Source organism: Hominenteromicrobium sp. (genome assembly GCF_046974225.1).
GTDB classification, from domain to species: domain Bacteria; phylum Bacillota; class Clostridia; order Oscillospirales; family Acutalibacteraceae; genus Hominenteromicrobium; species Hominenteromicrobium mulieris.
The window spans coordinates 70,697-96,966 of the sequence record NZ_JBKWAE010000011.1; the positions used below are offsets into that span (position 1 = coordinate 70,697).

A 26,270-nucleotide genomic window follows, 5' to 3' on the forward strand; every position below is an offset into this window, starting at 1 on the left:
AGCGAAACTCGGATGGGGGTATTTTTATGATTCTGTTTCTCTTTAGTATTGCCGTTTCCTGCCTGTTGATCGCGCTTGCACAGGGTGCGGTTTTCTTGATCTCTCTTGTAACGAAATCTGCGCACCGCGCGAAAAGCACCTCCGTGCGCCGCAGCGTGCAGAATTTTACGGGGCTGCCGAACCGCGAAGAAGTAAAGAACATATATTCCCTTTCAGACCAGTTTGCAGACCGCCTGCGAGAGGTCGTGCAGTCTTGACCGATACAGAATTTAACGCCGTGAAGGCGTTTTTATCCGCCTACCGCTACACGGAGCTCGACCTCCGTGTACGCAGGGCGGAGCTCACCCGGCTGACAGCGCGCAAAGAAGCGCTGATTTTGGAAGGAAATACCGACCTTCTTTTTCACTTAGAGCACGCGATATGCGCAGCAAAAGACGCCATACGCGTGCTTTGCACAAGGCAGGCAGAAATTGAAGCCGCTATAGACACGGTGGAAAGTGCCGCTTTGCGTGAGATTTTGACACAGCACTACATCTGTGCGCTCGACCTCAAAGAGATTGCGGAGCGCATGCACTACTCGGACCGCCACATGCGGCGGCTGCACCGAAAGGCGATTGAAAGCGTTTCACTTTCCGCCGTTTCACCCTTTAAAAAGCGGGGATCCTCCCCGCGCACACTTCCCCTTGTCAAAAGAATTTGAGACTGCCGCGGCAAAGTCGTGGGGTCTCTTTTCTTTTCCTGAATTTCGGCATCTGCTCCGCACGGCAGACGCCGCCCGTTTTGCCGTGCCGCACCGCGGTGAAAACGGAGACTTTGAAAAGGAGTTTATTTGAAATTTATGAAACCGACTATGTTAAAAACCGCTTTTACCGTGGTGTTGGCAGGGCTTTCCTCGTACTTTGGTATGCTGACGCAGCCGCTTTTGGTGTTGTTTTTTGCCATGGTACTCGATTACCTCACCGGCATGACAAAAGCCTATATTTTCTCACAGCTCAGCTCGCGCATCGGCGTGAAGGGTATTCTCAAAAAGCTTTGCTATATGGCCATGGTCGCCGTAGGCGCGGCGGTGGATTACCTGCTGCACGGCGCACTGAAGCAGGCAGGCATCGACCTGCACATCGAGCTTTTCTGCGGCCTGCTCGTCACCGTTTGGCTCATCATCAACGAGCTCATCTCGGTGCTGGAAAACTTAGCCGCCATCGGTGTGCCGGGCTTTCCTCGCCTCAATCGATTACTTTCTCGCCTGAAAAGCACCGTGAACGAAAAGGAAGACGAACATGACACATGAAATGAGATTGAAAAACTGCAATGCCTATAATGTCGAGGCCCCTTTGAGCCTTGGCACAAAGGGCAGCAAGGTCAAAATCCGGGGCGTAAAAGCGTAAGGAGGAGCTATGGTACCGATCAGAGAAAATCTTGTGCCAAAGGACAAATATGCCATTAAATGCCCGTACACCCGCACACCGACGCGCGTTGTCATCCACAACACGGCGAACGATGCGCCCGCCGCAAATGAGATCTCCTACATGCGGTATAACGACCTTGAGATCTCGTTTCACTACGCGGTGGACGATGTAAACATTGTGCAGGGCATCCCGGAAAACCGCAACGCGTGGGCAAGCGGCGACGGGCACGGCAAGGGCAACATGGAGGGCATCCATATTGAAATTTGTTATTCCAAATCGGGCGGTGAAAAGTTCGATAAGGCCGAGCAGAACGCAGCCGAGTTCACCGCGAGTTTGCTCAAAAAGTACGGCTGGGGCATCGATAAGATGACAAAGCACCGGGACTATGACGGCAAGTACTGCCCGCACAGGACGCTCGACCGCGGCTGGCAGCGCTTTTTGAGCATGGTGAAACGCTATATGGAGCCGGCAAAAACGCCCGTCGCGAGCAAGTTTACCCCCTATCTCATCCGCAAAAATTGCCGCGATGCGCTCAACATCCGCAAGGGTCCGAGCACGAACTACGGCATTTTAGGGCAGATCAAAGATACGCTGCGCTACACAATCGTTGAAGAGCGCAGCGGCCCCGGCTCCCATAAAGGCTGGGGCCGTCTCAAAGCCGGAGGCTGGATCGCGATGGACTGGGTGAAGAAAGCTTAAACTCATTGCAGTGCACAAATTATACATTTCAAATGTGACGTTATGCGCTGCAATGGCAGATTTACTCGAACGAAAGTGGGCACTCTTTTCCCCTCTGCCGCTTATACTGGGGTTAGGTAAAAGGAGGGACTTTATGGACAGAGACGTCAAGCGGAACATAGCGGAGAACGCGCCGATTGAAAATCCGCCGGAGGGCGGCGCGGGGCGCGATCCTTTGCAGGATCTCTCACCCGAGGCGTGCACGTTTGAGGTGTTTCAACAGCTAAATTCCAAAACGGGCACGCTGCGCGTGCAGGCGTATGCGGGACAGCGGACATTCCCCGTCCCCGGCGCTTCGGTACTTGTGACGCACGACTTTGCGGACGGCACGCGGCGGTTTTCTGCCGGGATGACGGACGAGAGCGGTGTTTTCGGCGACATTTTGCTGCCCGCGCCGAATAACGCGTTGGCGCAGTCGCCGACGGGCGAGATGCCGTATGCGCTTTACGATATACGCGTGAGCCACCCGGGATGCCGCACGGAAATTTACCGCGCGGTGCCTGTTTTCCCCGGTGTGACGTCGATACAGCCGGTGCAGTTTTTGGCGGTCGGTGAGAGGTGATGCTATGCCGAACAATATAGACACGCCCGTTGTGCCGGAATACATCACGGTGCACCTTGGGCTGCCGGACCAACCGGCCGAGAATGTGCGCGTACCGTTTGTGGCGTACATTAAAAACGTTGCTTCGAGCGAGATCTACCCGAACTGGCCGGAAAGCGCGATACATGCGAATATTCTGGCGCAGATTTCTTACGCAATGAACCGCATTTACACGGAGTATTACCGCAGCCGCGGGTATGACTTTGACATCACCTCGACAACGCAGTACGATCAGAAGTTTATTTTGAACCGCGATATTTTTGAAAACATCTCGCAGATCGTCGATCATATTTTCAACGATTACGTCGTAAAGCAAGGCACGGTGCAGCCGTATTTTACGCAGTACTGCAACGGCACGACCTCGACATGCCCGGGGCTTTCGCAGTGGGGCACGGTGGGATTAGCGCGGCAGGGGCTTGTGCCGTATGAGATTTTACAGCGTTTCTACGGCGATGACATCAACATTGTGTTCAACGCACCTGTTGGGAACAACGAGGAATCATACCCCGGCGTGGCGTTAAGACTTGGGAGCATCGTCGAAAGTGTGCGCGTGCTGCAAAGGGAGCTGAACCGCATCGGCGACAATTACCCGGCGATTCCGCGCATTCCGCAGATCAGCGTGTATTACGACCTGCCGACCGAAAATGCGGTGCGGGCGTTCCAGAAAATTTTCAATTTAACGCCCGACGGCGTGGTTGGTAAGGCGACATGGTACAAAATCAAGCTCATATACAGCGGCATCAAGCAATTAAACGAGCTGATGAGCGAGGGCATCACGCCCGAGGATGCCGAGCGATTCTACCCGCCGGAGCTGAAAGAGGGAGACAGCGGCAAGGCGGTAGAACAGATGCAGAACTTACTGACGATCATTGCGTATTTTGACAATTCCATTCCCCTGCCCGCGATGAACGGCGTATTTGACGCACGGACGAAAAATTCGCTCATGGCCTTCCAAACGCAGTACGGACTGGAGCCGACGGGCGTACTCAACCGGCAAAGCGCGAATATGCTTCTTTCCGTTTACCGCGACACGCGGGCGATGGCGACGGAAAACGGGAAGTCCGTAAGTCGTCTTATCTACCCCGGGCGGGCAATCCTCAGGGGACGCACAGGCGCGGATGTGGAAGATTTGCAATCGCTCATTAACCGCGCAGCGGCACAAAACGCATTTATCCCGCAGGTCGCGGAAGACGGGATCTTCGGCGAAGCAACGGAGAATGCCGTGAAGGCCGTGCAGGCGCACGAAGGGTTAGACGTGAACGGCATCGTAGGGCCGCTGACATGGCAGGCTTTGCTGCGGCTTAGCGGGCTTTCTCCGTAGTGACAAAATGAAAAAGCACGCAGGAATTCAAGCCTGCGTGCTTTTATTTTGCCCTAATTATTACTCTTTGCCGATAAAGATGTATTCACGGATGAGGATGAGGATGCCGCAGAGGGTGAGGGCGGCACTGACGATGAACAGTGCTAAGATCCAGGAATCGAACAGCGCGGTGCCGTAGCGGCCGAGGTTTGTCCGCCATTCCGTGAGCGTCTGCGCGTAAAGACCCGCGCCGACGAGCGTTGCATTGAGCGAGATGATGCCGAAAATGAGCAGGAACCAGCCGAAATGCATGCGCATGCTTTGGCGCTTCATTCGCTTTTCTGCGGCGCGCTGTTCCGTTTCTCTGTTGTTTTCGGCGGAGGCTGCGCTTTGCGGGGCTTCGTCAATATCCAATAATAAATAATCGGTCGTGACATGGAAAATGCGGCTTAGCTGAATAACCTTTTCGGTATCCGGCACGGCTTCACCCGTTTCCCAGCGGGAAACCGCCTGGCGCGAGATGTTGAGTTCGTTTGCGAGCTTTTCCTGCGACATGCCGGCGCGTTTGCGGCAAGCGGCGATTTTGGCTCCTATGGTCATACGGAAGGCCTCCTTTTGCTGGGCTCATTTTATACGAAAACCGTGGGAAAAGCCACCATGTCAACTTGGAATTTCCGCAATTTTGAGTTGCGGCGGGCGATTTTCGGGGAATTTTGCAGACTCTTTTGGGGAGAGGCGTTATTTTGCTTCGTATTCCGCGTACATATCGCGGACGTAGCGGGAGACGTTTTCGTCGTAATCGGGATAGGTGTAGCCGTATTTTGCGGCGAAATTTTTGGCAGCATCTCGGAAGAGCTCGTGGCAGGTGAAAAGCGACCGCCATGTGTTTTCCACAGAATCTGTGCGATACGTGGAAAGAAGCGCTTGCCACTGCTCTGCGGGGAGATATTGACCGATGAATTTATAGTTTTTGCCGACGCTGAACGTGAAGCCGTATGCGCTGCCGACCTGCCACGAGAGCATGCGAAGAAGTTCATTGCGCATCATCGCAAGCAAGTCGATGGCGAATAACAGCTCGCGGCGGCAGAGGCCCTTGACGACATATATCGTGATATTCCAGAACTCGTTGCAGCAGTCGTCAAAGCTGCGGGCGCCGGGCTTTTGAATGTGATATTCTTTGTCTGTAGGGGTGGGCTTTTCTTCGACGCGACCGTCTTTATCGAGCAAAATCTCGCGCAGACCGTCGCCGTTTAAATAGTCTTCGAGCGCGGTGAGGGGCAAAATCGTGAGGTCGATCTTGTTGTAATCCGTGAAGAACATCAAGAAGCTGTACCCATCCTCGACGGCGGGGAAAAGCTCCATGTCCTCGGGCTTTTGCATGATGAGGCGCTCGCCGAAGACATTTACCCATGTGTCGTCTTCGGTGTAGAGCGCGGGGTCATCGACAAAATAGGTGACATCGAAATCCTGAAAACGGTCTTTCGGGATGTTTTGATTCGTGCGCGAGCCTTCCATGCCGACGACACGGATGTGCGCGTCGTTTTCGGCACGGGAGAGGATGAGATTCATCATTTCTTCGGGGGTTCTTTGGGTCATGGCGGGCTCCTTTTTATCGGTCTTCATCAAAAACGATCCGGACCGTTTTGTTGAAGTCTGTCTGTTTTTATCAGTTGTCCGTGATCACAAATGATGAAGATCACCGATCTTCATCATTTGGAAAGTGATCCCAAAAGTTTTCAAATTCTGTGTTTGTGATGGTTCCGCTGCTGACTAAAATTTCGTACTGCTCGCCCTGCCAGATGTAACGTACCTCGGACGGGGTGTAGCCGTTGCGCAGGTAGAATGCGCGGCGCAGGTGGCGCTGGGGCTCGTTTTCGGCGGTAGGAATGTCGAGCTCCAAGTCGGCGATGAAGCGGTTTTTCGGGTACAGCGTGTGCATGAGCTTTAGCGCTTCGCTGCCGTAGCCGTGCTCGCGATACTGCTCATCGATGGCGAAATACAGAATGTGCGTGATGCCGCCGTAGGTGAGCAGGCTTGCAAAGCCGCAGAAGTTTTCGTCTTTGTCGTAGAAGCCGACGAAATCGTGGCCGTCGTGCCGCATGAGACCGCAAATGGGCGTACGCTCGTTTGCGGGGAACGCGCGGACGTAGAGGTTTTCGGTGCGGTGAAAATCTTTAGAGTGCTCCGTGATCTTTTCCATGTGGAGTGTGGACATGTCAAGGTTCCTTTCGGTGTTTTTCGGCAGCAAGCTCCATGAGCTCGCGCTCGGTTTCGACATCGGCGGGGGCGGGATAACGCAGCGCGACGCGCTCGAATTGCAGGCGGATTTTTCGCGCGGCTTCGGCGTCGTTCCCATACAGAAGCGCCATGGCATACTCCGTACGCAGGGCAGCGAGGTTTCCCCCATTGTGCGAGCGAAAAAGCTCCCACGCGGGCGTTTTATAGCCTGCGGCGGACTTGTCTTCCATGAGGCAGAGGTAAACGCAGTTATTGAGCAGATCGCCCTGCAATGGGAAGGGGCCTTCTGTGTTCTGCGCGAAAATGCGGTCGGCAATCTCTAAAGCCTCCGTGAAACGGTGCTCATCCATGCGTTTGCAGTGAAGCTGAAACGCTTCCTCTGCGCCGTCTGCCATGCGGAGCTCATAATCGCGCGGCATGTGAAGCCAGTCTTTCGGCATATCGCGCATACGCACGCCGGAGAGCTCGGCAGCAAGGCGGTTTAACTTTGCGTGGCAACGTGAAAGACTTTCTTTCGTTTTGCCGGCCATGACGGCGCTGCACGCGTGGTTGATGTAGTTTTCCGTGCGCAGCGGGATGAAATTTATAAGCGCCGACCAGAAGAAGAGAAACGCGGCTTCTGCGGCTGCGCAAAGCGCGAGGGGCACTACGCGAAACCGCACGGCCAAAAACGCGGCACAGGCGGCGAGGAGCAGGTTGAAAATGCTGCCGCCGAGGTAGTAAAGCTTATACGGGAAACGTCCGTTTTCCATGGGCGGCGGCACCATGATGCAGTTGAGCTTTTTGGATGATGTGCGGCACAGGCGCAGCTTTCCCCTTTGCTTTGCGAGTGTGAACCGACCGAAGGAGAAGGACGAAAACTTGTAGCCCGTTAAAAGCCCGCAAAGCAGGCGACCGAGCTCCTCCGTAAAGGCCGCGAGGTAGTATAAAAACGCCATTAAAAACACTAAAATAAGCGTGACGGCGGCCGCTTTTCCGGAGCTGAAATGCCCCGGGTAAAACGTTTTTTCCAGATACCGAATGCACAAAAGGCAAGCGACGACGGGTATGCAATCGAGAACAGTCAGAATACGGGACTTGATGAACATGGCAGCGCCTCCCCTTTTTCTTTGATTGTAGCGGAAAAAGCACAAAAATGTCAAGCAAAAAGCGCGTATTCTTTTGCAGTTTCTTCCTTTTTAGGGTGAAACTGTGATATACCGCGTATGTATGCGGCATGATATTTCCATTTTGGAGGAAATTAATATAGCCGTCTTCAACCGATATGATAATGGAGGCACATTTCACAAGAAAGTGTGCCTCCAAATTCGTTTACAGGATTTTCTTAACCCCGGGAATCTTCTTCAGAATCCACGTTAGGATGAACGAGACAAGGAAGATGCCGAGGGTCAGGCCGATCAAAACAAACGGACTGCCTGCGCCGTAGGGGTGGAGCTTCGTGTGCTTTAAAATACCGCGCACAAAGATCATGTGGATGAGATAAATGCCGAACGAACATTTATCAATCTCCAAAACGAACTTGCCGAAAACGCCGGGAGATTTTTCTTTTCGCGGTGCGCCGGTTTTGTCTGCCGCGCAGCCAAACAGCGTGAACACGCCGACGGACTGGAGAATGACAAAAATGGAAGAATAGCCGTAGAACACGCCTGCGGCCTTTACGGTGCCGTTTTCTTTCAGCACGGTGAACAGGACGACCGCCGCTGTGCCGATGAGGAGAAACAGCAGGCCAAGCCCGCGATTCACGCGCCACACGCCCTGCCGCAATGCGTAGCCGCAGAAGAGGTAGAACGGGTAAATGGCGGAAACGCAGATATAAAACCCGACGGAGATGCCGAACGTTTTTAAAACGGGCACAAGCGACAGGAAGATGACGTAGACAATCATGAGATAGCGCAGCTCCCCCGCCGTGCTGTTCGACGCGATCTTGTGGTAGAACGGCAAAAGAAGATAGATGCCGATCATGAGGTAGAGATACCAGACGTGCGACCACGAGGTGCCGGAGAAAATCTCATAAAAGCCCGAAAGCAGCGTTTCGGCATTGACGGGCTCGTGATTGACGAGGATCTCCAGTGCGCGGAACAGAAGACAAAACACGACGAGCGCGATGAGCATGCGCGGAATGTACTTTGTGAGGCATTTTTTCACCGTGACGGGGTGCTCCGGGTTTAAAAGCAGCGCACCCGAAACCATTAAAAAGCACGGCACCGCCCACATCATGTTGTTGACGACGATGTTGGAGAGAAGGGCTTGTGCGGCGGATGCTTCCTCCGGGAAAAGGGACACGGCACAAAACATCGTGTGCAGAAGCACGATGGCAAAGCACGCCGCAGCGCGCAGATAAGAGAACGAATAGACGCGAAAGGTGTTTGCGGAAGTCCCTGCTTCCGCTCTCATGTGGCGGCTCATCAGTTGAACAGCGCGCCGTTCACGCAGCCTTCCTGCCCGCCGTTATCCGGGGTTTCCGGGGCAGCGGGTTCTTCATAGCTCGGTTCCTCGTAGGAAGGCTCCTCATAAGAGGGCTCTTCATACGACGGTTCTTCGTAGGTGGGCTCTTCCGTAACGACCTCTGCCGCAGATGCGGGCTTTTCTTCGGTCTGTACGGAAATTTCACCGTTTTCCGCTTCCTTTGTGGCGCGCTCCGCTTCTTTGGTATCGATCTTTTCCTTCGTGGAAACGGAGGTGTATGTGATGTAGGCAATGTCATCCTCTAAAAGAACAGTGCCTTCTTTGATGTCTTCAAACGGGAAGCCGTGCAAAACGTAGGTCTTGCCGTCCTTCAGGGTGAGCTGCACATCATAGCGCGGGGAGACAAAATATTCGTCGCCGGAGCCGGAGGATTCCTCTTCCGTTTTGGGCGTGTAGTAAAGCTCGAACTTTTCGTCCTTTGCGAGGGTCTCGCCCTTTTTCATCATGCTCTCCGGGAACTTTTCCTCACTGCCGGTCTTAACGGACACGGCGGTGATCTCCTGCTTTGTACCGTTTTCAAGCGTGACGCAGAAGGTATCTTTGCTGTCGGACTTTTCGCCGACGACTTTCAGCTCCGGGACGGATGTGGCGGTGGGCTCTGCCGTGGCCGTGGGGGCTGCGGTGGGAGACGGTGTGGCTTCTGCGGAAGACGAATTCTCCGCAGCGGAGCAGCCGGCGCAAAGCACGAGCGCCGCGCAGACAAACGCCAACGCGCCCGTTTTCATTTTATTGTACATGGGGTAAATTTCCTTTCCGATTTAGGGTTTGCCGTTAATCTACACGGGCGTAGTCGATATACTTGAACGTACCGGACATACCGTAGTTGATCTGGTAGCCGTTGCCGTAACCGCCGTACTCGAAGTTCGGGTCGAACACGTAGGTGGTGCCGTTCATGTCGATCTCGACCCATCCGTGGCGGCCGCGGCCGTTATACGTGCGGATGTAACCCTCAACAAGGTGTGCATCATAGCCGAGCAGCTTTGCCATTTTCTGGAATGTGGCTGCCATGACGTAGCAGTTACCCTTGTGATTGTCAAAGCCGAAGTTTGCGTACCATTCGGAATGAACGCTGTTGCCGGTGACCTCCGGGCCGAGCGTGTAATACGGAAGTGCGTGTGCGGACCAGTTGTAGGCCGCGCGCAGGTCCCAGCCGATCGTATCGAGGACGGACTTTGCTTTCTGTTCGGCTTCGGTGAGCGTGGAGGGATCGGTGGTCTCCTCTTTCTTGACGCTGTTGATGTCGCCGGAGGTGACGGTAACGTACTGGGCATAGAGGTAACCCTCTGTGCCATCGGAAAGTTTTACTTTATACCAGGTGTTGGTGGCTTCCGTGACCGTGACGGCGGTGTTATTGCCGACAACGCGGATAACGCCGTAATTTGTGCCTGCACCCTTGCGCAGGTTGACGTCTGCCGTGGTCTTGGCGCGGACGGTGCCGTCTGCCGGAGCCTCGGTAGGCGCGGGCATTGCGGTAGCGGAAGTAATCTTGATGTACTGTGCGTAAATGTAGCCGGTGGAGCCGTCAGCAAGGCGCACGGCATACCACTGGGAGTTGCTTGTATCCGTTACGGTAATCGCAGTGCCGGACGGAATGACGCCCTTAGAGCTGTAATTTGTGCCCGGGCCCGTGCGGAAGTTGACGTATTCCGTCGTTTTTGCGGTCTGTTCTTTAGACGGATCAGACGGCGCGGGGGTCGGTGTGGGCGCAGGCGTTGCCGTTGCGGACGGTGTACTCGTGATTTTGATGTACTGCGCGAAAATGTAGCCCGTGGAACCGTTAGCAAGGCGGACGGCATACCACTGGGAGTTGCTCGTGTCCGTTACGGTGACGGTGGTGCCGAGGGAAATGACACCCTTGGAGCTGTAATTTGTGCCCGGGCCCGTGCGGAAGTTGACGTACTCCGTTGTCTTGGCGGTCTTTTCATTTGCCGGGTCGGACGGCGCGGGCGTAGCCGTAGGCGCGGACGTATTGCCCGTGAGCTTCAAATACTGCGCGAAAATGTAGCCCGTGGAGCCGTTAGACAGGCGAACGGCGTACCACTGGGAATTGCTCGTATCCGTGACGGTGACGGTGGTGCCGAGGGAAATGACACCCTTAGAGCTGTAATTTGTACCGGGGCCGGTGCGGAAATTGACGTACTCCGTCGTTTTCGCAGTCTGCTCCGCTTCGGGGTTAGAAGGTGCAGGTGTTGGTTCTGCCGGTGCGGACGGCGTGCCGACATCGCCCGTGATGCGGATATACTCCGCATAGATATAGCCGGTGGAGCCGTTTGTAAGGCGCACGGCATACCACTGGGAATTGCTCGTATCGGTAACGATGATGCCGGTGCCGGAGCCGATGACGGCTTTGGAATTATAATTCGTGCCGGGGCCGGAGCGGAAGTTCACATCCGCAGTGGTTTTAGCATTTACCTCCCCGTCTTCGGTAGTATTGCTGCCGGAAACGGAAATGTACTCGGCGTAAATGTAGCCGGTGGAGCCGTCAGAGAGACGCACGGCGTACCACTCGGAATTGCTCGTATCGATAACGGTGATGCCGGTGCCGGACGGAATAACATCCTTAGAGCTGTAATTTGTACCGGGGCCGGTGCGGAAATTGACATATTCCGTCGTTTTGGCGGAGACCTCCTCCGCAGAGACCGCAAACGGCATTGCCGAAGCGAGCAGCAACGCGGAAAGTAACAGCGCCGTACCCTTTCGGATCATACGTTTTCTGTATTGCATTTGTTTTCACCTATCCTTAAAAACCCTGAGTTCGATCTGTTTTAAATGCAGAACTCTATAAGCTGATTTGATTATAACGCATTTTAGCGTTTGATGCAATTTATCCGTGCAAATTTATTGCAAAAAGTTATCTTCTGCGGCTCCAGGTGTCGGGGCTGAGGAGGAGCAGGAGTGGGAAAATCTCGAGTCTGCCGAGGAGCATATCGAGCGAGAGGATAATCTTCGAGAGATCGCTGTAAATGCTGAAATTTTGTGTGGCGCCGACAAGCTCAAAGCCGGGGCCGATGTTGTTGAAGCAGGACGCGACGGCGGAGAAATTGGTACCGATGGAAAAGCCGTCCACCGAGATGACGGCGAAGCTGAGCACGAGGATGACGCAGTAAATGGCGAGATAGGCGTTGACGTTGTCGCAGACCTCTTCGCTGACGGCGCGGCCGTCCATATAAACGGGCTGCACGCGGCGCGGGTGGAGCGCCTTGCGGATGGTGCGCCGAATGCTCTTCATCAGGAGCAAAACACGGGAGACCTTGAGACCGCCGCCCGTGCTGCCTGCGCTGGCGCCGATGAACATGAGCGAAAGCAGGATTGCTTTGGAAAACGCCGGCCACTGCTCGAAATCGACCGTGCCGTAGCCCGTTGTGGTCATGATGCTGACGACCTGAAACGCCGCGTGGTGCACGGACTCGCAGACCGTATTGTACATGCGGCTGATATTGATGGCGATGAGAACGACGGAGCCTGCGGCGATACCGAAATACAGGCGAAGCTCCTCGTTTTTGAACACCGCTTTGAACTTGCGGAGCAAGAGCATGTAATAAAGGCTGAAGTTCACGCCGAAGAGGAACATGAACACGGTGACGACGGTTTGCAGGAAGTAGCTGTACCCGCCCATGCTGCTGTTTTTAATGGCAAAGCCGCCGGTGCCGGCCGTGCCGAACGCGATGCAGAAGCTGTCGAACACGGGCATGCCGCCGAGCAAAAGACACACAATGCACAGCGCGGTAAGCAAAATGTAGATTCCGTATAAAATCATAGCGGTTTGGCGCAGGTGCGGCGTTAATTTATCGACGCTCGGTCCGGGGCTTTCCGCACGCATGAGGTAGATGCCGGTGCCGCCGTTTTTGCGCGCGCCGGGCACGACTGCCAAGAGGAACACGAGCACGCCCATACCGCCGAGCCAATGGCTGAAGCTGCGCCAGAAAAGGTTGCAGCGCGAGAGCGCTTCGACATCCGTCAGGATAGACGCGCCGGTCGTTGTAAAGCCGGAGACCATCTCAAAAAACGCATCGACGTAGCTCGGGATCTGGCCGCTTAAAAAGAACGGCAGTGCGCCGAACGCAGACATGAAAATCCAAGAAAGACCCGTTGCGGCAAAGCCCTCCTGCGCGGAGAACATGCGGTTGCCGCCGCGGCTGAACAGCAAAAGCGCGCTGCCGACGAGCAGAATGAGACACAGCGACTCGATGTAGGCGAGTATATTTCTCGGCTCGTGATCGATGACGGCGATGAGCAGCGGGAAAAGCTGAAAAATGCCCGTGATGAGCAAAATCAAGCCGACGGTGCGGCTGATACTTTTAACATTCATTGTGCAGCCGCTCCTTTACACAAAAATGTCGTTGAACTGCAAAACCGGCTGCTCACGCGTGGTAACGACGATGACGGTATCGCCGAGCTGATAGTACGATTCGCCGTCCGGAATGACCGTGTTGCCGTGGTGTGTGATGCAGGAGATCAGAATATTTTTCTTTAAGCGCAGGCGCAGGTTTTTCAGCGGCTCGCCGATATACTTCGACTGCTTATTGACGATGAACTCCAGCGCTTCGGCACGGCCGTCTGCAATGCGGTGCAGCGTGACGGCGGCACCCGTTTGGTGCTGCATGGCGCGCACATACTGCACGATATTCGCGCTGCACAGCTCCTTCGGGCTGACGACGCTGCCGATGGGGAGCGTTTCCACCATGCCAGTCGTCATGATGCGGTTGACCTTTGTGACAATATGCGGCACGCCCTTTGCGTTGCCGATCATGGAGGTGATGATGTTCTGCTCATCGATGCCGGTGAGCGTGACAAGAGCGTCCGTTTCGTTGAGACCCTCCGCCTCCAGAATTTCCTGATTGGCGCCGTCTGCGCAGATGATCGCCGCCTCCGGCAGCATCTGTGCGAGCTGTTCACTGCGCTGGGGGTTGTTTTCGATGATCTTGACACGGACGTCCGCGCCGATGAGCATTTGCGCAAGGTAATAGCTGACGCGGCCGCCGCCGATGAGCATGGCGTGGCGGATCTTTTTCTGCGTGATGCCGAGGCGCTTCATGAGGTAGGAAAGCACCGTGACCGGCGCGGTGACGTAGATGTGGTCGCCGCGGCGCAGCATGGTATCGCCGGACGGAATGAGTGCGTGGCCGTCACGGATGACGGCGCAGACGAGCACCTTGCAGCCCAGCACGTGCGGCAGGTGATTTAAAATGACGTTTTCGAGCGGGCTGCGCTCCAAAACGCGCAGCTCGACAATCTCTACACGGCCTTTTGCGAATGTTTCGCGCTTTAAGAAGCCCGGTAATTGCAGAAGACGGAAAATCTCCTTTGCCGCCTCGCGCTCCGGGTTGATGATGAGCGAAAGGCCGAACTCGCCGCGCATCATGTAGAGCTGTTCTCTGTATTCAGGGCTGCGCACACGCGCGATGGTGTGCAGCGTGGGGTTCATTTTTCTTGCTGTAAGACAGCACAGCAGGTTGATTTCATCGGCGCTTGTGGCGGCGATGAGCACTTCTGCCTGCTGTACCTTCGCTTCGTTCAGCGTGGCCATGGTGGCGCAGTTGCCCACCACGGTCATGACGTCGAACTGCTGCATATCCCGTTCCAAAACCGCCCGATTGGAATCGATGGTCACAAGGTCGTGACCCTCCTGTGAGAGCAGACGCGTAAGCGCAAGACCCACTTTTCCGTCACCGGCAATAATGATCCTCATTTCTTTTTCCTTTCTCGAACCGCTTTCGGTATATCCCGAACCAAAAACTTTCTAAACACGTAATACTCCGCCCGGGACGACACGTTTCCCCTTTGTATCGCCATGGTCATACATGGGTAGTATACACCCAAAGCGGTATATTGTACAGTGGCATTTTGTCCGTTTTTACGGGACGGCTTTCGGCGAGTTTGTAGAAAGTCTGCGGGAAGATGAAATCCACGTAAAAGCGCAGCCGGTGTGTTAAATACACGGCTGCGCTTTTTACTATCGGTAATATTTTTTGTCCGGGCGCGTGAGGGGGTGCTCGTAACGGTAAAAAAGATGCGGGGCTTCGCCGCACTGCACGACGCGAGATGTGCCGTCGCGCGTAAAGCCGGCGGCTTCAAAGAATTCGCGGGCGCGGCGGTTTCCGGCGGGCAGCCAGACCTTGCAGATTTTAAAGCCGCTGATGTAGAGGATGGCGAGGGCGTCCTCTACAAAAGCGCGACCAATACCGCTGTGCTGCGCTTTCGGAAGGACGCACAGCGAGAAGATTTCCGCGCAGCAGGGGGTGTCGGCATCACGGCAGGCGTAACGGCAGCAAAAGCCGACGACTTCGCCGTTTTGCTCTGCGGCCATGATGTACTCGAACCCGATCTTTTTATCTTCGAGCAGTTTATTCGGGTCAAAAAGCGCCGGAATATCTTCGGTCAGCGTTGTGCGCGCGATGTGTTTGAAAGCGGGCAGGTCTTCCCAATCGGCGGGACGGAGCGTAAAGCTTTGCATAAAATCACCTCGGCTTGACTACGAACGAAGCCGACGGATTTTACGGCTTCTCCCCCATAAATCTTTGCGGCAGCACACCGAAATTTACGGTTTGCACGGCGGCGATGATCTCCTCTTTCCGTGATAAAAGGCTTGCGGTACAACGCGTCGTATTCGGTTTCATTCGCCGGGGTGAGGAGATGCTGGCGCTCCATGCGCAGGGCGCGTATTTTTTCATCGTACATTACGGTTTTCCTTTCGTTTCCGCGCGCCATATTCGGCACTGTTCCACGCGTGCGCCGTGCGGCGTATCGCCCTGCTCGGGATCGCATGTATAGCTCCATAACAACTCACAGGGCAGTTCCGGACATTCTCCGCAGTGGTAAAAGCCTTTTTCCTGACAGCACTGCGCCACAGGGCAGGCTCCGTGGAACGGGTGTCCGTTTGTCTCTATACAGCCGCCGCACCCGCAAGGCTCTTTATACGTACAGGTCGTGCAATGCAGTCCGCATCTTGAATCGATCATGTGTGTTCCTCCTAAATTATGATATTCAGATCGTAACACACAGAATATGACAGCGGGGTGTCATGTTTTATAGCGCTTTTTCATTTTTTTGATCGCAGAACGCATTTTCTTTACCATTTCGGGCGGGGCTGTCACCTGCACGTCGACGCCGAAGCTCAAAAGCCAACGCAGGGCGTCCTCCGGGGTAGAAAATCCCCATTCGGTGTAGAGCTTGCCGTCTTCCCGCGTGATGAACGACGCGGGGCCGTATTCTTCCACAAGGCGGTATTTTACGGCGGGCTCGTAAACGGCCGTGACAATGTAATCATCCGTCATGCTTTCGGTGCGGCTGCGGTTCGGCTCTTTTTCAGGCGGGACTTCACGCGGGGTGAAAAATTCATCGGTCACGTTTAAATTCCACAGGCGGCGGAGCTTATAGAGGCGGAAATCCTCGCGTGCGGGGCAAAAGCCGAAAACGTACCAGTCCCCCCAGCGGAACACGACGCGATAGGGCTCGACAAGCTTATCCGCCTCCCCTTTGGCGTAATAATAGTGAAACACGATGCGGCGCGTCTCTTTTACGGCGCGGCGGATCGTCTCGATCTTCTCCGCCAAGTCGTTTTTGTAGAACGACGCGAGATCGATCTCCATGTCCCGCGGTATATCGGTATCTGCGCCGAGCTTTGCGGCGAGCAGGTCGGATGCAGGGGCTTTGGAAACGCTGTCGAGCGAGCGCAGCCCTGTGAGGACGGCGGAAAGCTCCTGCCGCGTGAGCACGGCGGCATCGAGCGAAAAGCCTTCCATGATGGAAATACCGCCGCCCGCGCCCTGTTTGGTAAGGAGCGGGATGCCGGCTTTGCAGATGTCTTCGATATCACGGTTGATGGTGCGGCGCGACACGCCGAATTTTTCCGCGAGATACGGCGCGGTAACAGTGCCTTTTTGCTGAATGGTCGTAATGATGCCGATGAGGCGATCGGTTTTCAAATTAAGGCCCCCTTTTATCCACAGTATAGCACGCCTATGTGGAAAACAAAACGAAAAACTTGCAATGCAAACAAAAATGTGGTATAGTACCTTAGAAATCAACAGGAACACGCCGTCTGCCACCGGGTAGGCGGAAGAACGTGCCCACAGAAAACCGATAGGTCTGCGCTTTTAAAGTGCTCAGCAGGTTTTCTGCGGGCACGTTTTGTTTTGGAGGGACTATGCGCAAATATCTTCGTTTTGTTTCCCAGAGCGTTTTGGGCATGCTGGGGCTTTCCGTCTACATTTTGGCGGACACATTTTTCATTGCAAATTACATCGGTGCGGACGGATTGGCGTCTTTAAACCTCGCGCTGCCGATCTACGGTATCATCAACGGTACGGGGCTGCTCATCGGCATTGGCGGCGGTGTGCGGTACACGCTGCGGCACACGCGCGGCGACGAAAACGCAGACAGCGTATTTACGGCAAGCTTACTGATGGGCGCTGTTTTGTCGTTTGTTTATGTGCTGTGCGGCGTGTTCGGGGCGGAGCATCTGGCAAGATTGCTTGGCGCTTCCGACACGGTTTTACAGCCGACAACCGTCTATTTGAAGGTTTGCTGCCTGTTTTCGCCGTTTTTTATTTTGAATAACATCTTAACGGCGTTCACGCGCAACGACGATGCGCCCGGGCGCGCGATGGCGGCGATGCTGACGGGCTCTTTTGCGAATATTGTGATGGATTGGTACATGGTGTGCGTCTTGAACGCCGGTATGCTGGGTGCGGTGCTTGCGACCGGCATGTCGCCGATTTTCGGCGTAGCGATCTGCCTGACGCGAAAGCGCGGGTATCACATCGGGAAGCACCGCATTTTTGAGGAAATTCCGAAAATTTCTGCGGCGGGTTTTTCCGCGTTCATCGGAGAGTTTTCTTCGACGGTCGTTATTTTGATATTTAACTATCTGCTATTATCACTTGCGGGCAGCACGGGTGTTGCGGCTTACGGCATCATTGCAAACGTGGCGCTTGTGGCAACGGCGGTGTTGACCGGCGCGGCGCAAGGCGTTCAGCCGCTGATCAGCATTGCGTTTGCGGAACATGACCGCAGAACGCTTACAAAGCAGACGCGGCGCGGCGTTGTGACGGCGGTTTTACTGGGCGCGCTGTTTACCATGGGCGCTTTGCTCTTTCCGCAGCAGGTGACGGCGGTGTTCAGCAAGGGCAGCGCAGAGCTGACGGCGCTTGCCGTGCCGGGCCTGATGCTGTACTTCTTAAACTATCTTGTGAGCGGCGTGAATCTGCTGCTTATCGCGCGGTTTGCGGCGGCGGAGCGCAGCCGGGACGCGGCTGTTTTATCTCTTTTGCGCGGCGTGATCTTAGTTGTGCCGTGTGCGGTGGTGCTTGCAAATATATTCGGGCTGACGGGCTTGTGGCTTGCCGTGCCGACGGCGGAGGTGCTTTCTCTGCTTTGTGGGCTTTATCTTTTATACCGCGAAAAGAAAAGCGAAAAAACAGCTTTGCAGGCGGCATAAAACGCGGTATAATCTTTTAAAAGACGACGATTTGAGACAAAAGGAGACCGACATGCACATTCCGAAAAGCGACACGCAGCACACCGAAATTCTGACATTTGAAGAAGCGCAGAAGCACCGCGAAGAAAGCGCCGTTTACGACCGCGAAAAATGGCTTTATATCCCGGATTTTTACTCCGAATACCGTTACATACTGGGTACCGCCGGCAAAAAGCCGCTCATTACCATCGGCATCAATCCCTCGACGGCGGAGCCGGATAACCTCGACAACACACTGAAATCCGTAGAGCGCATTGCGCTTTTTAACGGGTTTGACTCGTTTATCATGTTCAACGTCTACGCGCAGCGTGCGACGAACCCCGACCACATGGATAAGGCGTTTAACCGTGCGCTGCACGAGGAAAACATGAACGCGTTCCGCTGGGTACTTTCGCGCAGCGGCGAAGAGCCCGGCATTTGGGCGGCATGGGGCACGATTGTGGAAAAGCGCGATTATCTCAAAACCTGCCTTGCGGACATGACGGCCATCGGCGACGCATTCCATGCAAAGTGGTATCAGGCAGGCAAGCCCTCTAAAAAGGGACACCCGCACCACCCGCTGTATCTGCGAAAGGACTCGAAATTGGAGGACTTTGACATGGCGGCATATTTGAAGGCGCTTTAAAAAACTTGAAAATTTAATTTTGACTATAAAAAACGCTCCTCACGGTTCGTAGATCAGGTGGAAGCCGAAAACGGCAAGCCTAAACGAACTTTGAAGGAGCTTTTTTTATGAAAACTTTTATCCCGCACGTGTATTTTTCCGCACCCGAAGACACCGTAGGCGACCTTGTGAACCAGATCCGCCGCGAGAGCGAGATCCCCGGCACGGCAGAACCGAAGCCGGAAATGAAGGACAGCGGCAAGAAATCTATTATCCCGAAGACGGTGGTCTCTGCGCCCGAAAAGGACACCGTGGGCGACCTCATCGAGCAACTGCACAAGGAACCTGAGGCGATTCCGGAAGAGAAGCCCGAGGAAAAAACAGAACAGCCGGAAAAGACCGAGGGCAAAAAATCCATCATCCCGAAGACGGTCGTTTCCGCTGCGAAAAGCGAGCTTGACCGCGTTTATGACCTGCTGACAAGCGGCGAAGACCTGCAGATGAACCCGGACGGCACGCTGAGCCCCGCCTCTGCCCCGAAAAAGCGCGCAAAGCCCGCGCCGGGCAGCGAGCCGAAAGCGCCGGTGAAGACGAAAAAGGAGATCATTCCGCACACGGTGGTCTCCGCGCCCGAAAAGGACACCGTGGGCGACCTTATCGAGCAGCTGCACAAGGAGCCTGAGCCGCTTCCGGAAGAACAGCCCGAGGAAAAGGCAAAAACGCCGGAGAAGACCGACGGCAAGAAATCCATTATTCCGAAGACGATCGTTTCCGCGCCCGTGCAGCAGTGGTACAAGACGAACAAGGCGCTTTATAACGCGGAGGTCGCCGCCATGCGCAAGGAATTCAACGACCCGAACATGCAGCCGCATTTTATGTCAGACGGCCGCATGTACTGGCTTGTGAAGACCCGCCCGAACCTCGGCCGCGGCTTTAACACCATGACATACACAATGAAGCTCGTCTACGACCCCGACCACCCGAAGGTGCGCTATTCTTCCTCCGTGAAGCCGTATCTTGTTTCGCCGACGCTCGGCGAATTGCAGAAAATCGTCAACATGCTGCCGCACATTCCGCTGGATGCGGACGGCAAAAAACTCATCCCGCACACGCTGACGGACAACCGCGGCGAGCGCTATATTTGCTCCAGCGACGTGGCGGACGTACATGCGGAGGACACCTGCACCACGAGCGCCGTGACCTCCTTCCGCTTTGCCTACCGCTGGCTGATGGTGTTTGAGCTTGCCATCCGCAAGCCGGAAGCATGGAAGGATTTTCAGGCGCATGGGAAGATTTAACGGAGGCTTTTTTATGAAACTCTTTTCGACCCCGCCGGTGCTTTCCGGCAAGAAAAACAAGAAGCGCAAAAAGCTTTTGAAGGCGCAGCGCAAGGCGTTAAAGCGCGCCGACCACCCGTTTGAATCCGACAAAGCTGCCGACTGCCGCGGCGTAGTGCTTTCAAACCGTGCGTATCTCTCTGTTCTGAGCGAGGTGTATTCCCGCGACCCGTTGGAGACGGGCGGCATTTTCTTCGGCAACGTGAAAAACGGCGTGTGGTATGTGGCGGAAGCGAGTGACCCCGGCGTTTACACCCTTCACACGCACGCTCACCACGAGATGGATAATAACTACCACAACCACATTTACCCGGTGCTTTCGCGCTTATATCAGCACGGGCTGTGCCTTTTGGGGCTTTGGCACCGCCACCCCGGCTCGCTCGACACGTTTTCAAGCGACGACGACCGCACAAATCACAGCTTTGCCGAGGTCATCGGAAACGGTGCGGTTTCGATGCTCGTCAATCTCGACCCCACTGCGCGCCTGACATGCTATTACCTCAGTAAAAACGGCGAATATCGCACCGTGCCGGTCATGGTCGGCGACAAATACTTTGCGGGTACCGGCTTTTTGGAGCTGACAACACCCGAGGCGCTTTTAAAGAACAAAGACCGCCTGCAAGCTGAAATTTTTGACCCCGAGGAGGCTTAACTGTGGAAAAAATCATCATCACACGCCGTGAGCTTATCAGACAAATTCCGGCTGATCTATCCGAACACGACAGAACCGTGTCGCTTTTAAACGCACTTTCCGAGCGCCTGCCGGAAAATACGGAAAAAGAGGACGTTGACTTACAGTCCGGCGACTTTGACGAGGCGTTTCGTCTGTTAAACGCGTTTGACCCGCGCACGTACGGCACCGTGCAGCTCGGCGAGAGCCTGCGCGAGGAGCAGACGGATACGGCAAAGGAGCACGTGGGCGTGCTGGGACTTTCCGACACGGCTTTGCCCGGCAATGATTATGTGGGTGAAGTGACCGGCGCGGGCAGCGCAGACACCGGCTACTACTACCTTTTGGCTACCGATGAGACCTATGCCGATACGTTCAAAAATCCCGACCACACCACCCGCGGTTTGATCGTATCGGGTACTGCATACACGGCACTTTTGCGTGAAAACGTGGTGCTGACGGGCTACGATTATTTTGGCACCTATAAGGACGGCGGCTGGCTTTTCAACCGTTGCGACGAAGCGAAAAGCACGCTGACGGTGGACAGCTTTACGCTCATCCACGACCTTTTCAGTCGCAACACGGGCCTGTTTGAATCTGCCGAGATGCTGAAAAAGTTCGCCGTCGTCATCGGCTGCGGCTCTGTGGGCGCACGCGCCGCTTTGGAACTGGCCCGTGCCGGTGTAGGCAGATTTCTGCTCATCGATGACGACATTTTAAAGCCGCACAACATCTGCCGCCACACGCACGGTATGCGCGACCTCGGCCGCTTTAAGGCTGACCTTCTGCGCGAGGATATTCTGAACATTGACCCCGCAGCCGAAGTGACGACTTTCCGCGGCAAGCTGGAAAACGCGCCGCTTTCTCTCTTTGAAAATCTCGGCAAGAACGGCATTGTCTTTGCGACGGCAGATGACAGAAGCGCGAATGCGCTTGCAAATGCGCTCTCCAACACACTCGGCGTGCCGTTTATTGCCGTAGGCTGCTGGGCGCGCGCCCATGCGGGCGAGGTGTTCTACCACATCCCAAACCGCGGCATGAAAACCTACGGCGAGACCTTCTCCGCGCTTTTAAAGAATGCCCCGGCGCGCGACACGCACGGCGATTATTTTGGCGAAGCAGATGCCCGCGAACGCCTCCATTTTGAGCCCGGCACCTCTACGGACATCGGCTTTGTGACGCTGGTCGGCGTGAAATTCGCGCTTGACCTTTTGAACCTTGAAAGCGAAGCCTATACCCCGCGCGTTTTGAACGACTACACGCCGTACACGCTCATCTGCAACACAAACCGCCCGGAGATTGGCGGTGAAAACGCGAAGATCTTCCCGTACCCGCTGTACATCAGCCGCTCCATTCGCCCGGCGGGTGAAGCATGACGGACACGGACGCGCTCACGGCTTACCTGCGGCAGCTTGAGCGCATAAAGGACGACTGGGACGACCGCAAATACGCGGAAATCGAAAGAGACTGTCTTTTACCACTTTGGCAGCTCTGCCGCCGTATGCAGGAGACCGAGCAGGACATTTACGCGTTCATCTTCGGCACAGAGCACGAACTTGCACACATAGACACCGACATTTATTCTTGAAAGAAGGCATCGTTATGGCAAACGGAAGCGTTGTGGTACACGACATTGATTCCCTTGAAAAATTCGGCATGGAGCTTGCGGCGCGCAGCGCGGAGCTGGAATCGCTTTATAATGCGCTTACGGTGAGCTGCGCGGCACAGGAAACAAACTGGCACGACCCGCAGTACGACCTCTTGCACGAGCGCGTAGAGCTGTACGCCGGTGAAGCCCGCGCACAGCTGCTTGCGCTGAACGACGCGGTGCAGTATATTTCCGTGCTGGCCGCAAAGCTGCGCGCTTTATGATATGAGCGACGTAAACGTACTGCTCTGCGCGGTGGATAGCGCCATGAATGCGCTTGCGGCCTTTGACCGCGACCGCGCCGATGTGACCGCCCGCGTTTCATTCGCGCTGGGCTCCGTGTTGGCACGCGTGGCGCTGGAAACCGAGCAGTGCCGCCGTGCGCTTGCAGACGCAGAAGCTACTTCCTATACGGACGAAGAAACCGGCAATACGGCAGAAAACCCGGAAGCCGCCTGCCTGCGCGCCAAACTGGACGCCTTGGAGGCCCTGAACGAGCGCTGCATTTTAGCCGGCGGTGCGCTTTCCGCCGTATGGGCACAGGAAAGCCGTCAATCCGAAACGCACGTAAGCGATGCTCTGCACCGCTGCGGCGTTTATCTGAAAAAGCTGAACCGCATTGCACTTTCGCCCGACCCCTGCAGCATAACGATTTCAAGCCGCGGTGACGCGCCTGTTTTCGTCTGCATTGTGGACAGCGCGCTGTACCCCGAAACTGCCGAGCACATCCGCGTGGCGCAGGACATCGGCTTTCCGGATATACTGACGCTGGACCGCGGCGGCACGGCAGAGCGCAGAAAGGCCTCCCTTGCGCCGATCAAAGCGAGCCGCATCTGGGACCGCGACGAATACCCCTGCGCATGCTTTAAAGAGGGCGGCGCAGGTGCGCACGTGATGTACGTTGCGGGCACGGATAACCGCGGCGCAGGCTCTTACATGGGCTGGCAGATGCGCGGCCTGCCCGACGGTGCAAAAGTGCGCGTGCGCGTGATATAAGGAGAAAACTATGACCCCGAACACTAAGATTTTCACAGACCTTTTAAGAGAAAGCCGCGCATTTCTTACCGTTTCGGCGGCGGAATACGGCGCGGGCCATAACGCCGCAGAAGCGTTTCGCATTCTGCCGGATTCCATGCTCGGCGTCCTTGTTTGCCACTGCGAAACGGTCTCCTGTGCGGGCGGCCTGCTGCACCTTTACGGCGGCGGGCAGCTTTTCGCCCGCAACACAAAAGACAACAAGCCGTTTTCTGAGTTGCTTTTCCTCGGCGACCTTGGAGACGGCGGCCTTTTCGCCGTCTCCCGCATCGATACTGCGATTGCAAAGCGCGGCGAGATGCTGTTTCTCTCCCCGGGCGCACTGAATTTTGAGCCTATGGGGATTGACACGGCGGAGTTCATCCGCTGGGCGCTCGAAAGCCGCGAAGAGACGCTGAAAGGCGTTTGGCTGACAGGAGAGATTTTATCGCCCCGTGCGCTCAAAAAGCACATCACCGCAAAGCTTGACCTTTTAGACCGCCTTGACATGCTGAAAACGGAGGGAGACGCATGAAATTCTTTCCAAAATCCGCAGACGGCTTTCTTTCTGCCATGATGATGGCGGAAAACGCGCTTCTGCGTGATTTTTCACTGAGCTGCCCTGCTTCGCTTTTTGGTGCAGAGCCCATGGAAAGCGCCAAAAAAGCCGTGAAAAGCTGCATGACGCTTTCATCGTTTCCGTGTGCGCAAATGCTGAAAACAAACACGCGCTACGTGCACGACTTTGCAAAGCGAACGCTGACCGTGACGGTCAACGCGCGGTACATGAGCACCGGCAAAGAGGTGAACGACCTGCGGTGCGTTGCGGCGGATATTGCGGAGAGCATAAAGCGCGGTCTGCCGGAAAACACCGACTTCTTTCAGGTGATTGCGGCTTATCAAAGCTGGCTAAAACGCTTTTTCGTCTACAAAAAGACCGGTGCTACGCGCGACCACGCCGCTGTGGGGCTCTTGCAGACGCGGCAGGGCGTGTGCCAGGCAATCGCCGCGCTTTCCATGGTGATTTTGCCGCACCTTGGCATTTTGGCGCGGTACGTTTGCGGCGAAGGCTACTCCGGTACGGATTGGGGTCCACACGCGTGGAACGCGGTATGGGCGCCGAACGGCGCATGGCACCAGGTCGATTTCACATTCGGCCTGCACCGAAAAACGACGCCGAACACGTTTACGCCGCCAGATGATCTTCCCTTTCGCGGGCTGCACCGCTGGGACGAAGTAGCGCAAAGCCCCGCGCTGTTTCAAAATGTGCAGACCCTCGAAAACCGCCTGCAAGCTAAGACCGTTTTGCTGTTCGCGAACAACCCGTTCAAGGCCGAGATCGGCGGCGTCCCGATGCTGTTTGACGAACCTGTGCTGCAAAACGGCTGCGTGCGCCTTTTGCCGCTCCTCACCCTGCTCGGCGGCGGGTGCGAGCTGCTCGAAGACACGCTGCACATTGTGCTCGGCGGAAAAACGCACCGCATTCCGTGCGGCACGCCGATTTCAAACGGCTTTGTGCCGATAAACGAGGTCTTAGCGCAAAGCGGCTTTTGCACCGCAGAACAGCGCGGCGGGGTGGTTGTGGTGAAGCTTAAACCATGACCGCCTATTTTTTCAGTAACAAGAAGATTCCCACGCATGTGTTTTAAAAAGGAACTCCCCGCGATGATGCAGAGAGTTCCTTTTTTACACCAATTTTTCCAGCAGCGCGATTTTCTCCGCGTCTTTTTTGCCGCGGGTGTTCACGCGGTAGCCGTCTTTTGCGGAGGCTTTGTAGACGGCGAGGTACTGTTTTACGGAGAGCAGACGGTACTTTGCGCCGCTTTCCGCGCGCGTTTCGATCTCAGAAATCGGAACTCCGGCGAAGGTCTCGAGCTCCTCTAGCGCGGCAAAGGAGCAGTGCACGCCACGTTTTTCAAACGTGTGCTCGTGCGCGTCGATCAGGCGCCAATCCTCCGCTTGCAGCAGGGTTTGAAACGCGCTCCACTGCTCGGAAAGCCACGTTTCCGGAAGCAGGACGTCGATGTCATCGGCGAAAATCGCCTCGCCTGTGCGGTGCCACAGCCCGAGCGAGCCGTACAAAAGCGGCGTTGCTCCGCGGCAGTTCAGCGTGCGCGCGACCTCTAAAAACAGCTTCCATTTTTCTTCGTTCATTTTGGACACCCCTTATGTTTTCGTCTGCCCGCCGGAAAACAAAAAATCTTCCGGCACGAGCAGCATAAGCCCCGAACGCGCGGTTCGGCAGCTTTGCCATTCATGCGGAAGATTTCGCATCCGTCATTATTTTTCGGTTGACCCGGCAGACGCGCGCGAATGGTCGAATTGCGTGTCTGCGCGTTTACTGTACCATACCGCGCCGGGTTTGTCAACGCGTTTTTGCACGCACCGATACTTGACATTTTCTCCCCCTCTGGGGTATAATACGTTTTATGGGACACGCCCGCTTTTAAAACGGAACACCGAGGTGTAGCGCAGATGGTAGCGCGCTTGGTTTGGGAGCATAGACGGTGTTCGCACCGCACGAAAGCGAAAGCCGCCGAAAACCCTTCAACCGTGCGTATTTCGGGCGGTTCGGAAAATGAAAAAAAGCAGTCAAAAATGTGTTTGACCACAGATTTGACCACTTACACGACCACAATTTAATAACTATCGGGGTGTAGCGCAGTTGATAGCGCGCCGCATTTGGGATGCGGAGGCCGCGAGTTTGAGCCTCGCCACTCCGACCAATGCCGTCTCGAAAAAGCTTTTTTTGGGGCGGCTACTTATTTTT

The 26,270-nt window shown here is 55.4% G+C and carries 30 protein-coding genes and 1 tRNA gene; 17 read left to right on the plus strand and 14 right to left on the minus strand.

All coding sequences use genetic code 11. The annotated features are described in order from the left end of the window. The first annotated feature begins 26 nt into the window (after positions 1-26). From ACLTX1_RS09325 to ACLTX1_RS09350, 6 genes are all read left to right on the plus strand, one after another. Complete coding sequence (locus tag ACLTX1_RS09325; RefSeq protein WP_308449237.1) at positions 27-257, plus strand: hypothetical protein; 231 nt, start codon at positions 27-29, stop codon at positions 255-257. Then, on the plus strand, positions 254-700 hold the full coding sequence (locus ACLTX1_RS09330; RefSeq protein ID WP_308449236.1) for a sigma factor-like helix-turn-helix DNA-binding protein: 447 nt from the start codon (positions 254-256) through the stop codon (positions 698-700). Before ACLTX1_RS09325 ends, ACLTX1_RS09330 begins: the two co-directional genes overlap by 4 nt. A gap of 138 nt (positions 701-838) precedes the next feature. Continuing rightward, the gene (locus ACLTX1_RS09335) at positions 839-1,288 is read left to right on the plus strand and encodes a phage holin family protein (RefSeq protein ID WP_308449301.1); all 450 of its coding nucleotides are present in this window, start codon (positions 839-841) and stop codon (positions 1,286-1,288) included. Between the two features lie 106 nt (positions 1,289-1,394). Next, entirely contained in the window at positions 1,395-2,105 is a 711-nt protein-coding gene (locus ACLTX1_RS09340) for an N-acetylmuramoyl-L-alanine amidase (RefSeq protein WP_308449235.1), read from the plus strand. 133 nt (positions 2,106-2,238) lie between these two features. Further along, positions 2,239-2,706, plus strand: coding sequence for a carboxypeptidase-like regulatory domain-containing protein (locus tag ACLTX1_RS09345; RefSeq protein ID WP_308449234.1), 468 nt, complete (start codon positions 2,239-2,241; stop codon positions 2,704-2,706). Positions 2,707-2,710: 4 nt separating this feature from the next. Then, positions 2,711-4,066 (plus strand): peptidoglycan-binding protein, encoded by a 1,356-nt coding sequence (locus ACLTX1_RS09350; RefSeq protein ID WP_308449233.1) that lies wholly within the window; start codon positions 2,711-2,713, stop codon positions 4,064-4,066. 60 nt (positions 4,067-4,126) lie between these two features. Here the strand turns inward: ACLTX1_RS09350 and ACLTX1_RS09355 are convergent, their stop codons facing one another. From ACLTX1_RS09355 to ACLTX1_RS09415, 13 genes are all read right to left on the minus strand, one after another. Next, entirely contained in the window at positions 4,127-4,645 is a 519-nt protein-coding gene (locus ACLTX1_RS09355; RefSeq protein WP_308449232.1) for a helix-turn-helix domain-containing protein, read from the minus strand. 138 nt (positions 4,646-4,783) lie between these two features. Continuing rightward, complete coding sequence (gene ant(6) / locus ACLTX1_RS09360) at positions 4,784-5,641, minus strand: aminoglycoside 6-adenylyltransferase (protein ID WP_308449231.1); 858 nt, start codon at positions 5,639-5,641, stop codon at positions 4,784-4,786. Positions 5,642-5,741: 100 nt separating this feature from the next. Beyond that, positions 5,742-6,260, minus strand: coding sequence for a GNAT family N-acetyltransferase (locus tag ACLTX1_RS09365; protein WP_395507243.1), 519 nt, complete (start codon positions 6,258-6,260; stop codon positions 5,742-5,744). Position 6,261: 1 nt separating this feature from the next. Beyond that, positions 6,262-7,371 carry a hypothetical protein gene (locus tag ACLTX1_RS09370; RefSeq protein WP_308449229.1) on the minus strand — a complete coding sequence of 370 codons (1,110 nt, stop codon included), beginning with the start codon at positions 7,369-7,371 and terminating at the stop codon, positions 6,262-6,264. 223 nt (positions 7,372-7,594) lie between these two features. Beyond that, a complete protein-coding gene (locus ACLTX1_RS09375; RefSeq protein ID WP_412264489.1) occupies positions 7,595-8,677 on the minus strand; it encodes an acyltransferase in 1,083 nt (360 codons plus the stop codon). Positions 8,678-8,688: 11 nt separating this feature from the next. Next, positions 8,689-9,486, minus strand: a complete 798-nt coding sequence (locus ACLTX1_RS09380) for a hypothetical protein (RefSeq protein ID WP_412264486.1) — start codon at positions 9,484-9,486, stop codon at positions 8,689-8,691. Positions 9,487-9,520: 34 nt separating this feature from the next. Next, the gene (locus tag ACLTX1_RS09385) at positions 9,521-11,473 is read right to left on the minus strand and encodes an SH3 domain-containing protein (RefSeq protein ID WP_343285170.1); all 1,953 of its coding nucleotides are present in this window, start codon (positions 11,471-11,473) and stop codon (positions 9,521-9,523) included. A gap of 127 nt (positions 11,474-11,600) precedes the next feature. Continuing rightward, positions 11,601-13,058, minus strand: a complete 1,458-nt coding sequence (locus ACLTX1_RS09390) for a TrkH family potassium uptake protein (RefSeq protein WP_412267382.1) — start codon at positions 13,056-13,058, stop codon at positions 11,601-11,603. A 15-nt stretch (positions 13,059-13,073) separates the two neighbouring features. After that, the gene (gene trkA / locus ACLTX1_RS09395; protein ID WP_412330830.1) at positions 13,074-14,438 is read right to left on the minus strand and encodes a Trk system potassium transporter TrkA; all 1,365 of its coding nucleotides are present in this window, start codon (positions 14,436-14,438) and stop codon (positions 13,074-13,076) included. Positions 14,439-14,702: 264 nt separating this feature from the next. Then, positions 14,703-15,203 carry an N-acetyltransferase family protein gene (locus ACLTX1_RS09400; protein ID WP_412330831.1) on the minus strand — a complete coding sequence of 167 codons (501 nt, stop codon included), beginning with the start codon at positions 15,201-15,203 and terminating at the stop codon, positions 14,703-14,705. Next, positions 15,128-15,427, minus strand: a complete 300-nt coding sequence (locus ACLTX1_RS09405) for a hypothetical protein (RefSeq protein WP_412330832.1) — start codon at positions 15,425-15,427, stop codon at positions 15,128-15,130. The genes ACLTX1_RS09400 and ACLTX1_RS09405 overlap by 76 nt, the downstream gene beginning before the upstream one ends. Further along, a complete protein-coding gene (locus ACLTX1_RS09410) occupies positions 15,427-15,708 on the minus strand; it encodes a DUF3795 domain-containing protein (RefSeq protein ID WP_308449222.1) in 282 nt (93 codons plus the stop codon). The genes ACLTX1_RS09405 and ACLTX1_RS09410 overlap by 1 nt, the downstream gene beginning before the upstream one ends. A 60-nt stretch (positions 15,709-15,768) precedes the next feature. After that, complete coding sequence (locus ACLTX1_RS09415) at positions 15,769-16,674, minus strand: helix-turn-helix transcriptional regulator (RefSeq protein WP_308449221.1); 906 nt, start codon at positions 16,672-16,674, stop codon at positions 15,769-15,771. 221 nt (positions 16,675-16,895) lie between these two features. Here ACLTX1_RS09415 and ACLTX1_RS09420 point away from each other — a divergent pair, with 221 nt between their 5' ends. From ACLTX1_RS09420 to ACLTX1_RS09465, 10 genes are all read left to right on the plus strand, one after another. Continuing rightward, the gene (locus tag ACLTX1_RS09420) at positions 16,896-18,188 is read left to right on the plus strand and encodes an MATE family efflux transporter (RefSeq protein ID WP_412330833.1); all 1,293 of its coding nucleotides are present in this window, start codon (positions 16,896-16,898) and stop codon (positions 18,186-18,188) included. Positions 18,189-18,240: 52 nt separating this feature from the next. Next, positions 18,241-18,852: a DUF1643 domain-containing protein gene (locus ACLTX1_RS09425; RefSeq protein ID WP_308449219.1), complete on the plus strand. Its 612-nt coding sequence runs from the start codon at positions 18,241-18,243 to the stop codon at positions 18,850-18,852. Between the two features lie 107 nt (positions 18,853-18,959). Beyond that, positions 18,960-20,129: a hypothetical protein gene (locus ACLTX1_RS09430; protein ID WP_412330834.1), complete on the plus strand. Its 1,170-nt coding sequence runs from the start codon at positions 18,960-18,962 to the stop codon at positions 20,127-20,129. A gap of 13 nt (positions 20,130-20,142) precedes the next feature. Continuing rightward, positions 20,143-20,820, plus strand: coding sequence for a Mov34/MPN/PAD-1 family protein (locus ACLTX1_RS09435; protein WP_412330835.1), 678 nt, complete (start codon positions 20,143-20,145; stop codon positions 20,818-20,820). Between the two features lie 2 nt (positions 20,821-20,822). Continuing rightward, a complete protein-coding gene (locus tag ACLTX1_RS09440) occupies positions 20,823-22,214 on the plus strand; it encodes a ThiF family adenylyltransferase (RefSeq protein WP_412330836.1) in 1,392 nt (463 codons plus the stop codon). Continuing rightward, complete coding sequence (locus ACLTX1_RS09445) at positions 22,211-22,426, plus strand: hypothetical protein (protein ID WP_412330837.1); 216 nt, start codon at positions 22,211-22,213, stop codon at positions 22,424-22,426. Before ACLTX1_RS09440 ends, ACLTX1_RS09445 begins: the two co-directional genes overlap by 4 nt. Before the next feature lie 14 nt (positions 22,427-22,440). Then, on the plus strand, positions 22,441-22,710 hold the full coding sequence (locus tag ACLTX1_RS09450) for a hypothetical protein (RefSeq protein WP_316521139.1): 270 nt from the start codon (positions 22,441-22,443) through the stop codon (positions 22,708-22,710). 1 nt (position 22,711) lies between these two features. Further along, entirely contained in the window at positions 22,712-23,482 is a 771-nt protein-coding gene (locus ACLTX1_RS09455; RefSeq protein WP_412330838.1) for a hypothetical protein, read from the plus strand. 10 nt (positions 23,483-23,492) lie between these two features. After that, positions 23,493-24,035: a DUF2625 family protein gene (locus tag ACLTX1_RS09460; RefSeq protein ID WP_412330839.1), complete on the plus strand. Its 543-nt coding sequence runs from the start codon at positions 23,493-23,495 to the stop codon at positions 24,033-24,035. Beyond that, the gene (locus tag ACLTX1_RS09465) at positions 24,032-25,102 is read left to right on the plus strand and encodes a transglutaminase-like domain-containing protein (protein ID WP_412330840.1); all 1,071 of its coding nucleotides are present in this window, start codon (positions 24,032-24,034) and stop codon (positions 25,100-25,102) included. The genes ACLTX1_RS09460 and ACLTX1_RS09465 overlap by 4 nt, the downstream gene beginning before the upstream one ends. Positions 25,103-25,186: 84 nt before the next feature. Here the strand turns inward: ACLTX1_RS09465 and ACLTX1_RS09470 are convergent, their stop codons facing one another. Continuing rightward, entirely contained in the window at positions 25,187-25,654 is a 468-nt protein-coding gene (locus ACLTX1_RS09470; protein ID WP_308449210.1) for a hypothetical protein, read from the minus strand. 496 nt (positions 25,655-26,150) lie between these two features. On the opposite strand from ACLTX1_RS09470, the gene ACLTX1_RS09475 reads away from it, so the two are divergent. After that, a tRNA-Pro gene (locus ACLTX1_RS09475) sits at positions 26,151-26,226 on the plus strand. Positions 26,227-26,270 lie beyond the last annotated feature (44 nt).

Bases quoted from the DNA above. Each gene is read 5' to 3' on its own strand.
- ACLTX1_RS09450 (WP_316521139.1), top strand. From the start codon at position 22,441: ATGGCAAACGGAAGCGTTGTGGTACACGACATTGATTCCCTTGAAAAA.
- ACLTX1_RS09445 (WP_412330837.1), top strand. From the start codon at position 22,211: ATGACGGACACGGACGCGCTCACGGCTTACCTGCGGCAGCTTGAGCGC.
- ACLTX1_RS09345 (WP_308449234.1), top strand. From the start codon at position 2,239: ATGGACAGAGACGTCAAGCGGAACATAGCGGAGAACGCGCCGATTGAA.
- ACLTX1_RS09410 (WP_308449222.1), bottom strand. From the start codon at position 15,708: ATGATCGATTCAAGATGCGGACTGCATTGCACGACCTGTACGTATAAA.
- ACLTX1_RS09425 (WP_308449219.1), top strand. From the start codon at position 18,241: ATGCACATTCCGAAAAGCGACACGCAGCACACCGAAATTCTGACATTT.
- ACLTX1_RS09455 (WP_412330838.1), top strand. From the start codon at position 22,712: ATGAGCGACGTAAACGTACTGCTCTGCGCGGTGGATAGCGCCATGAAT.
- ACLTX1_RS09460 (WP_412330839.1), top strand. From the start codon at position 23,493: ATGACCCCGAACACTAAGATTTTCACAGACCTTTTAAGAGAAAGCCGC.
- ACLTX1_RS09365 (WP_395507243.1), bottom strand. From the start codon at position 6,260: ATGTCCACACTCCACATGGAAAAGATCACGGAGCACTCTAAAGATTTT.
- ACLTX1_RS09370 (WP_308449229.1), bottom strand. From the start codon at position 7,371: ATGTTCATCAAGTCCCGTATTCTGACTGTTCTCGATTGCATACCCGTC.
- ACLTX1_RS09435 (WP_412330835.1), top strand. From the start codon at position 20,143: ATGAAACTCTTTTCGACCCCGCCGGTGCTTTCCGGCAAGAAAAACAAG.
- ACLTX1_RS09350 (WP_308449233.1), top strand. From the start codon at position 2,711: ATGCCGAACAATATAGACACGCCCGTTGTGCCGGAATACATCACGGTG.
- ACLTX1_RS09430 (WP_412330834.1), top strand. From the start codon at position 18,960: ATGAAAACTTTTATCCCGCACGTGTATTTTTCCGCACCCGAAGACACC.
- ACLTX1_RS09340 (WP_308449235.1), top strand. From the start codon at position 1,395: ATGGTACCGATCAGAGAAAATCTTGTGCCAAAGGACAAATATGCCATT.
- ACLTX1_RS09375 (WP_412264489.1), bottom strand. From the start codon at position 8,677: ATGAGAGCGGAAGCAGGGACTTCCGCAAACACCTTTCGCGTCTATTCG.
- ACLTX1_RS09380 (WP_412264486.1), bottom strand. From the start codon at position 9,486: ATGTACAATAAAATGAAAACGGGCGCGTTGGCGTTTGTCTGCGCGGCG.
- ACLTX1_RS09420 (WP_412330833.1), top strand. From the start codon at position 16,896: ATGCGCAAATATCTTCGTTTTGTTTCCCAGAGCGTTTTGGGCATGCTG.
- trkA (WP_412330830.1), bottom strand. From the start codon at position 14,438: ATGAGGATCATTATTGCCGGTGACGGAAAAGTGGGTCTTGCGCTTACG.
- ACLTX1_RS09355 (WP_308449232.1), bottom strand. From the start codon at position 4,645: ATGACCATAGGAGCCAAAATCGCCGCTTGCCGCAAACGCGCCGGCATG.
- ACLTX1_RS09325 (WP_308449237.1), top strand. From the start codon at position 27: ATGATTCTGTTTCTCTTTAGTATTGCCGTTTCCTGCCTGTTGATCGCG.
- ACLTX1_RS09465 (WP_412330840.1), top strand. From the start codon at position 24,032: ATGAAATTCTTTCCAAAATCCGCAGACGGCTTTCTTTCTGCCATGATG.
- ACLTX1_RS09390 (WP_412267382.1), bottom strand. From the start codon at position 13,058: ATGAATGTTAAAAGTATCAGCCGCACCGTCGGCTTGATTTTGCTCATC.
- ACLTX1_RS09470 (WP_308449210.1), bottom strand. From the start codon at position 25,654: ATGAACGAAGAAAAATGGAAGCTGTTTTTAGAGGTCGCGCGCACGCTG.
- ACLTX1_RS09385 (WP_343285170.1), bottom strand. From the start codon at position 11,473: ATGCAATACAGAAAACGTATGATCCGAAAGGGTACGGCGCTGTTACTT.
- ACLTX1_RS09400 (WP_412330831.1), bottom strand. From the start codon at position 15,203: ATGCAAAGCTTTACGCTCCGTCCCGCCGATTGGGAAGACCTGCCCGCT.
- ACLTX1_RS09405 (WP_412330832.1), bottom strand. From the start codon at position 15,427: ATGTACGATGAAAAAATACGCGCCCTGCGCATGGAGCGCCAGCATCTC.
- ACLTX1_RS09335 (WP_308449301.1), top strand. From the start codon at position 839: ATGAAACCGACTATGTTAAAAACCGCTTTTACCGTGGTGTTGGCAGGG.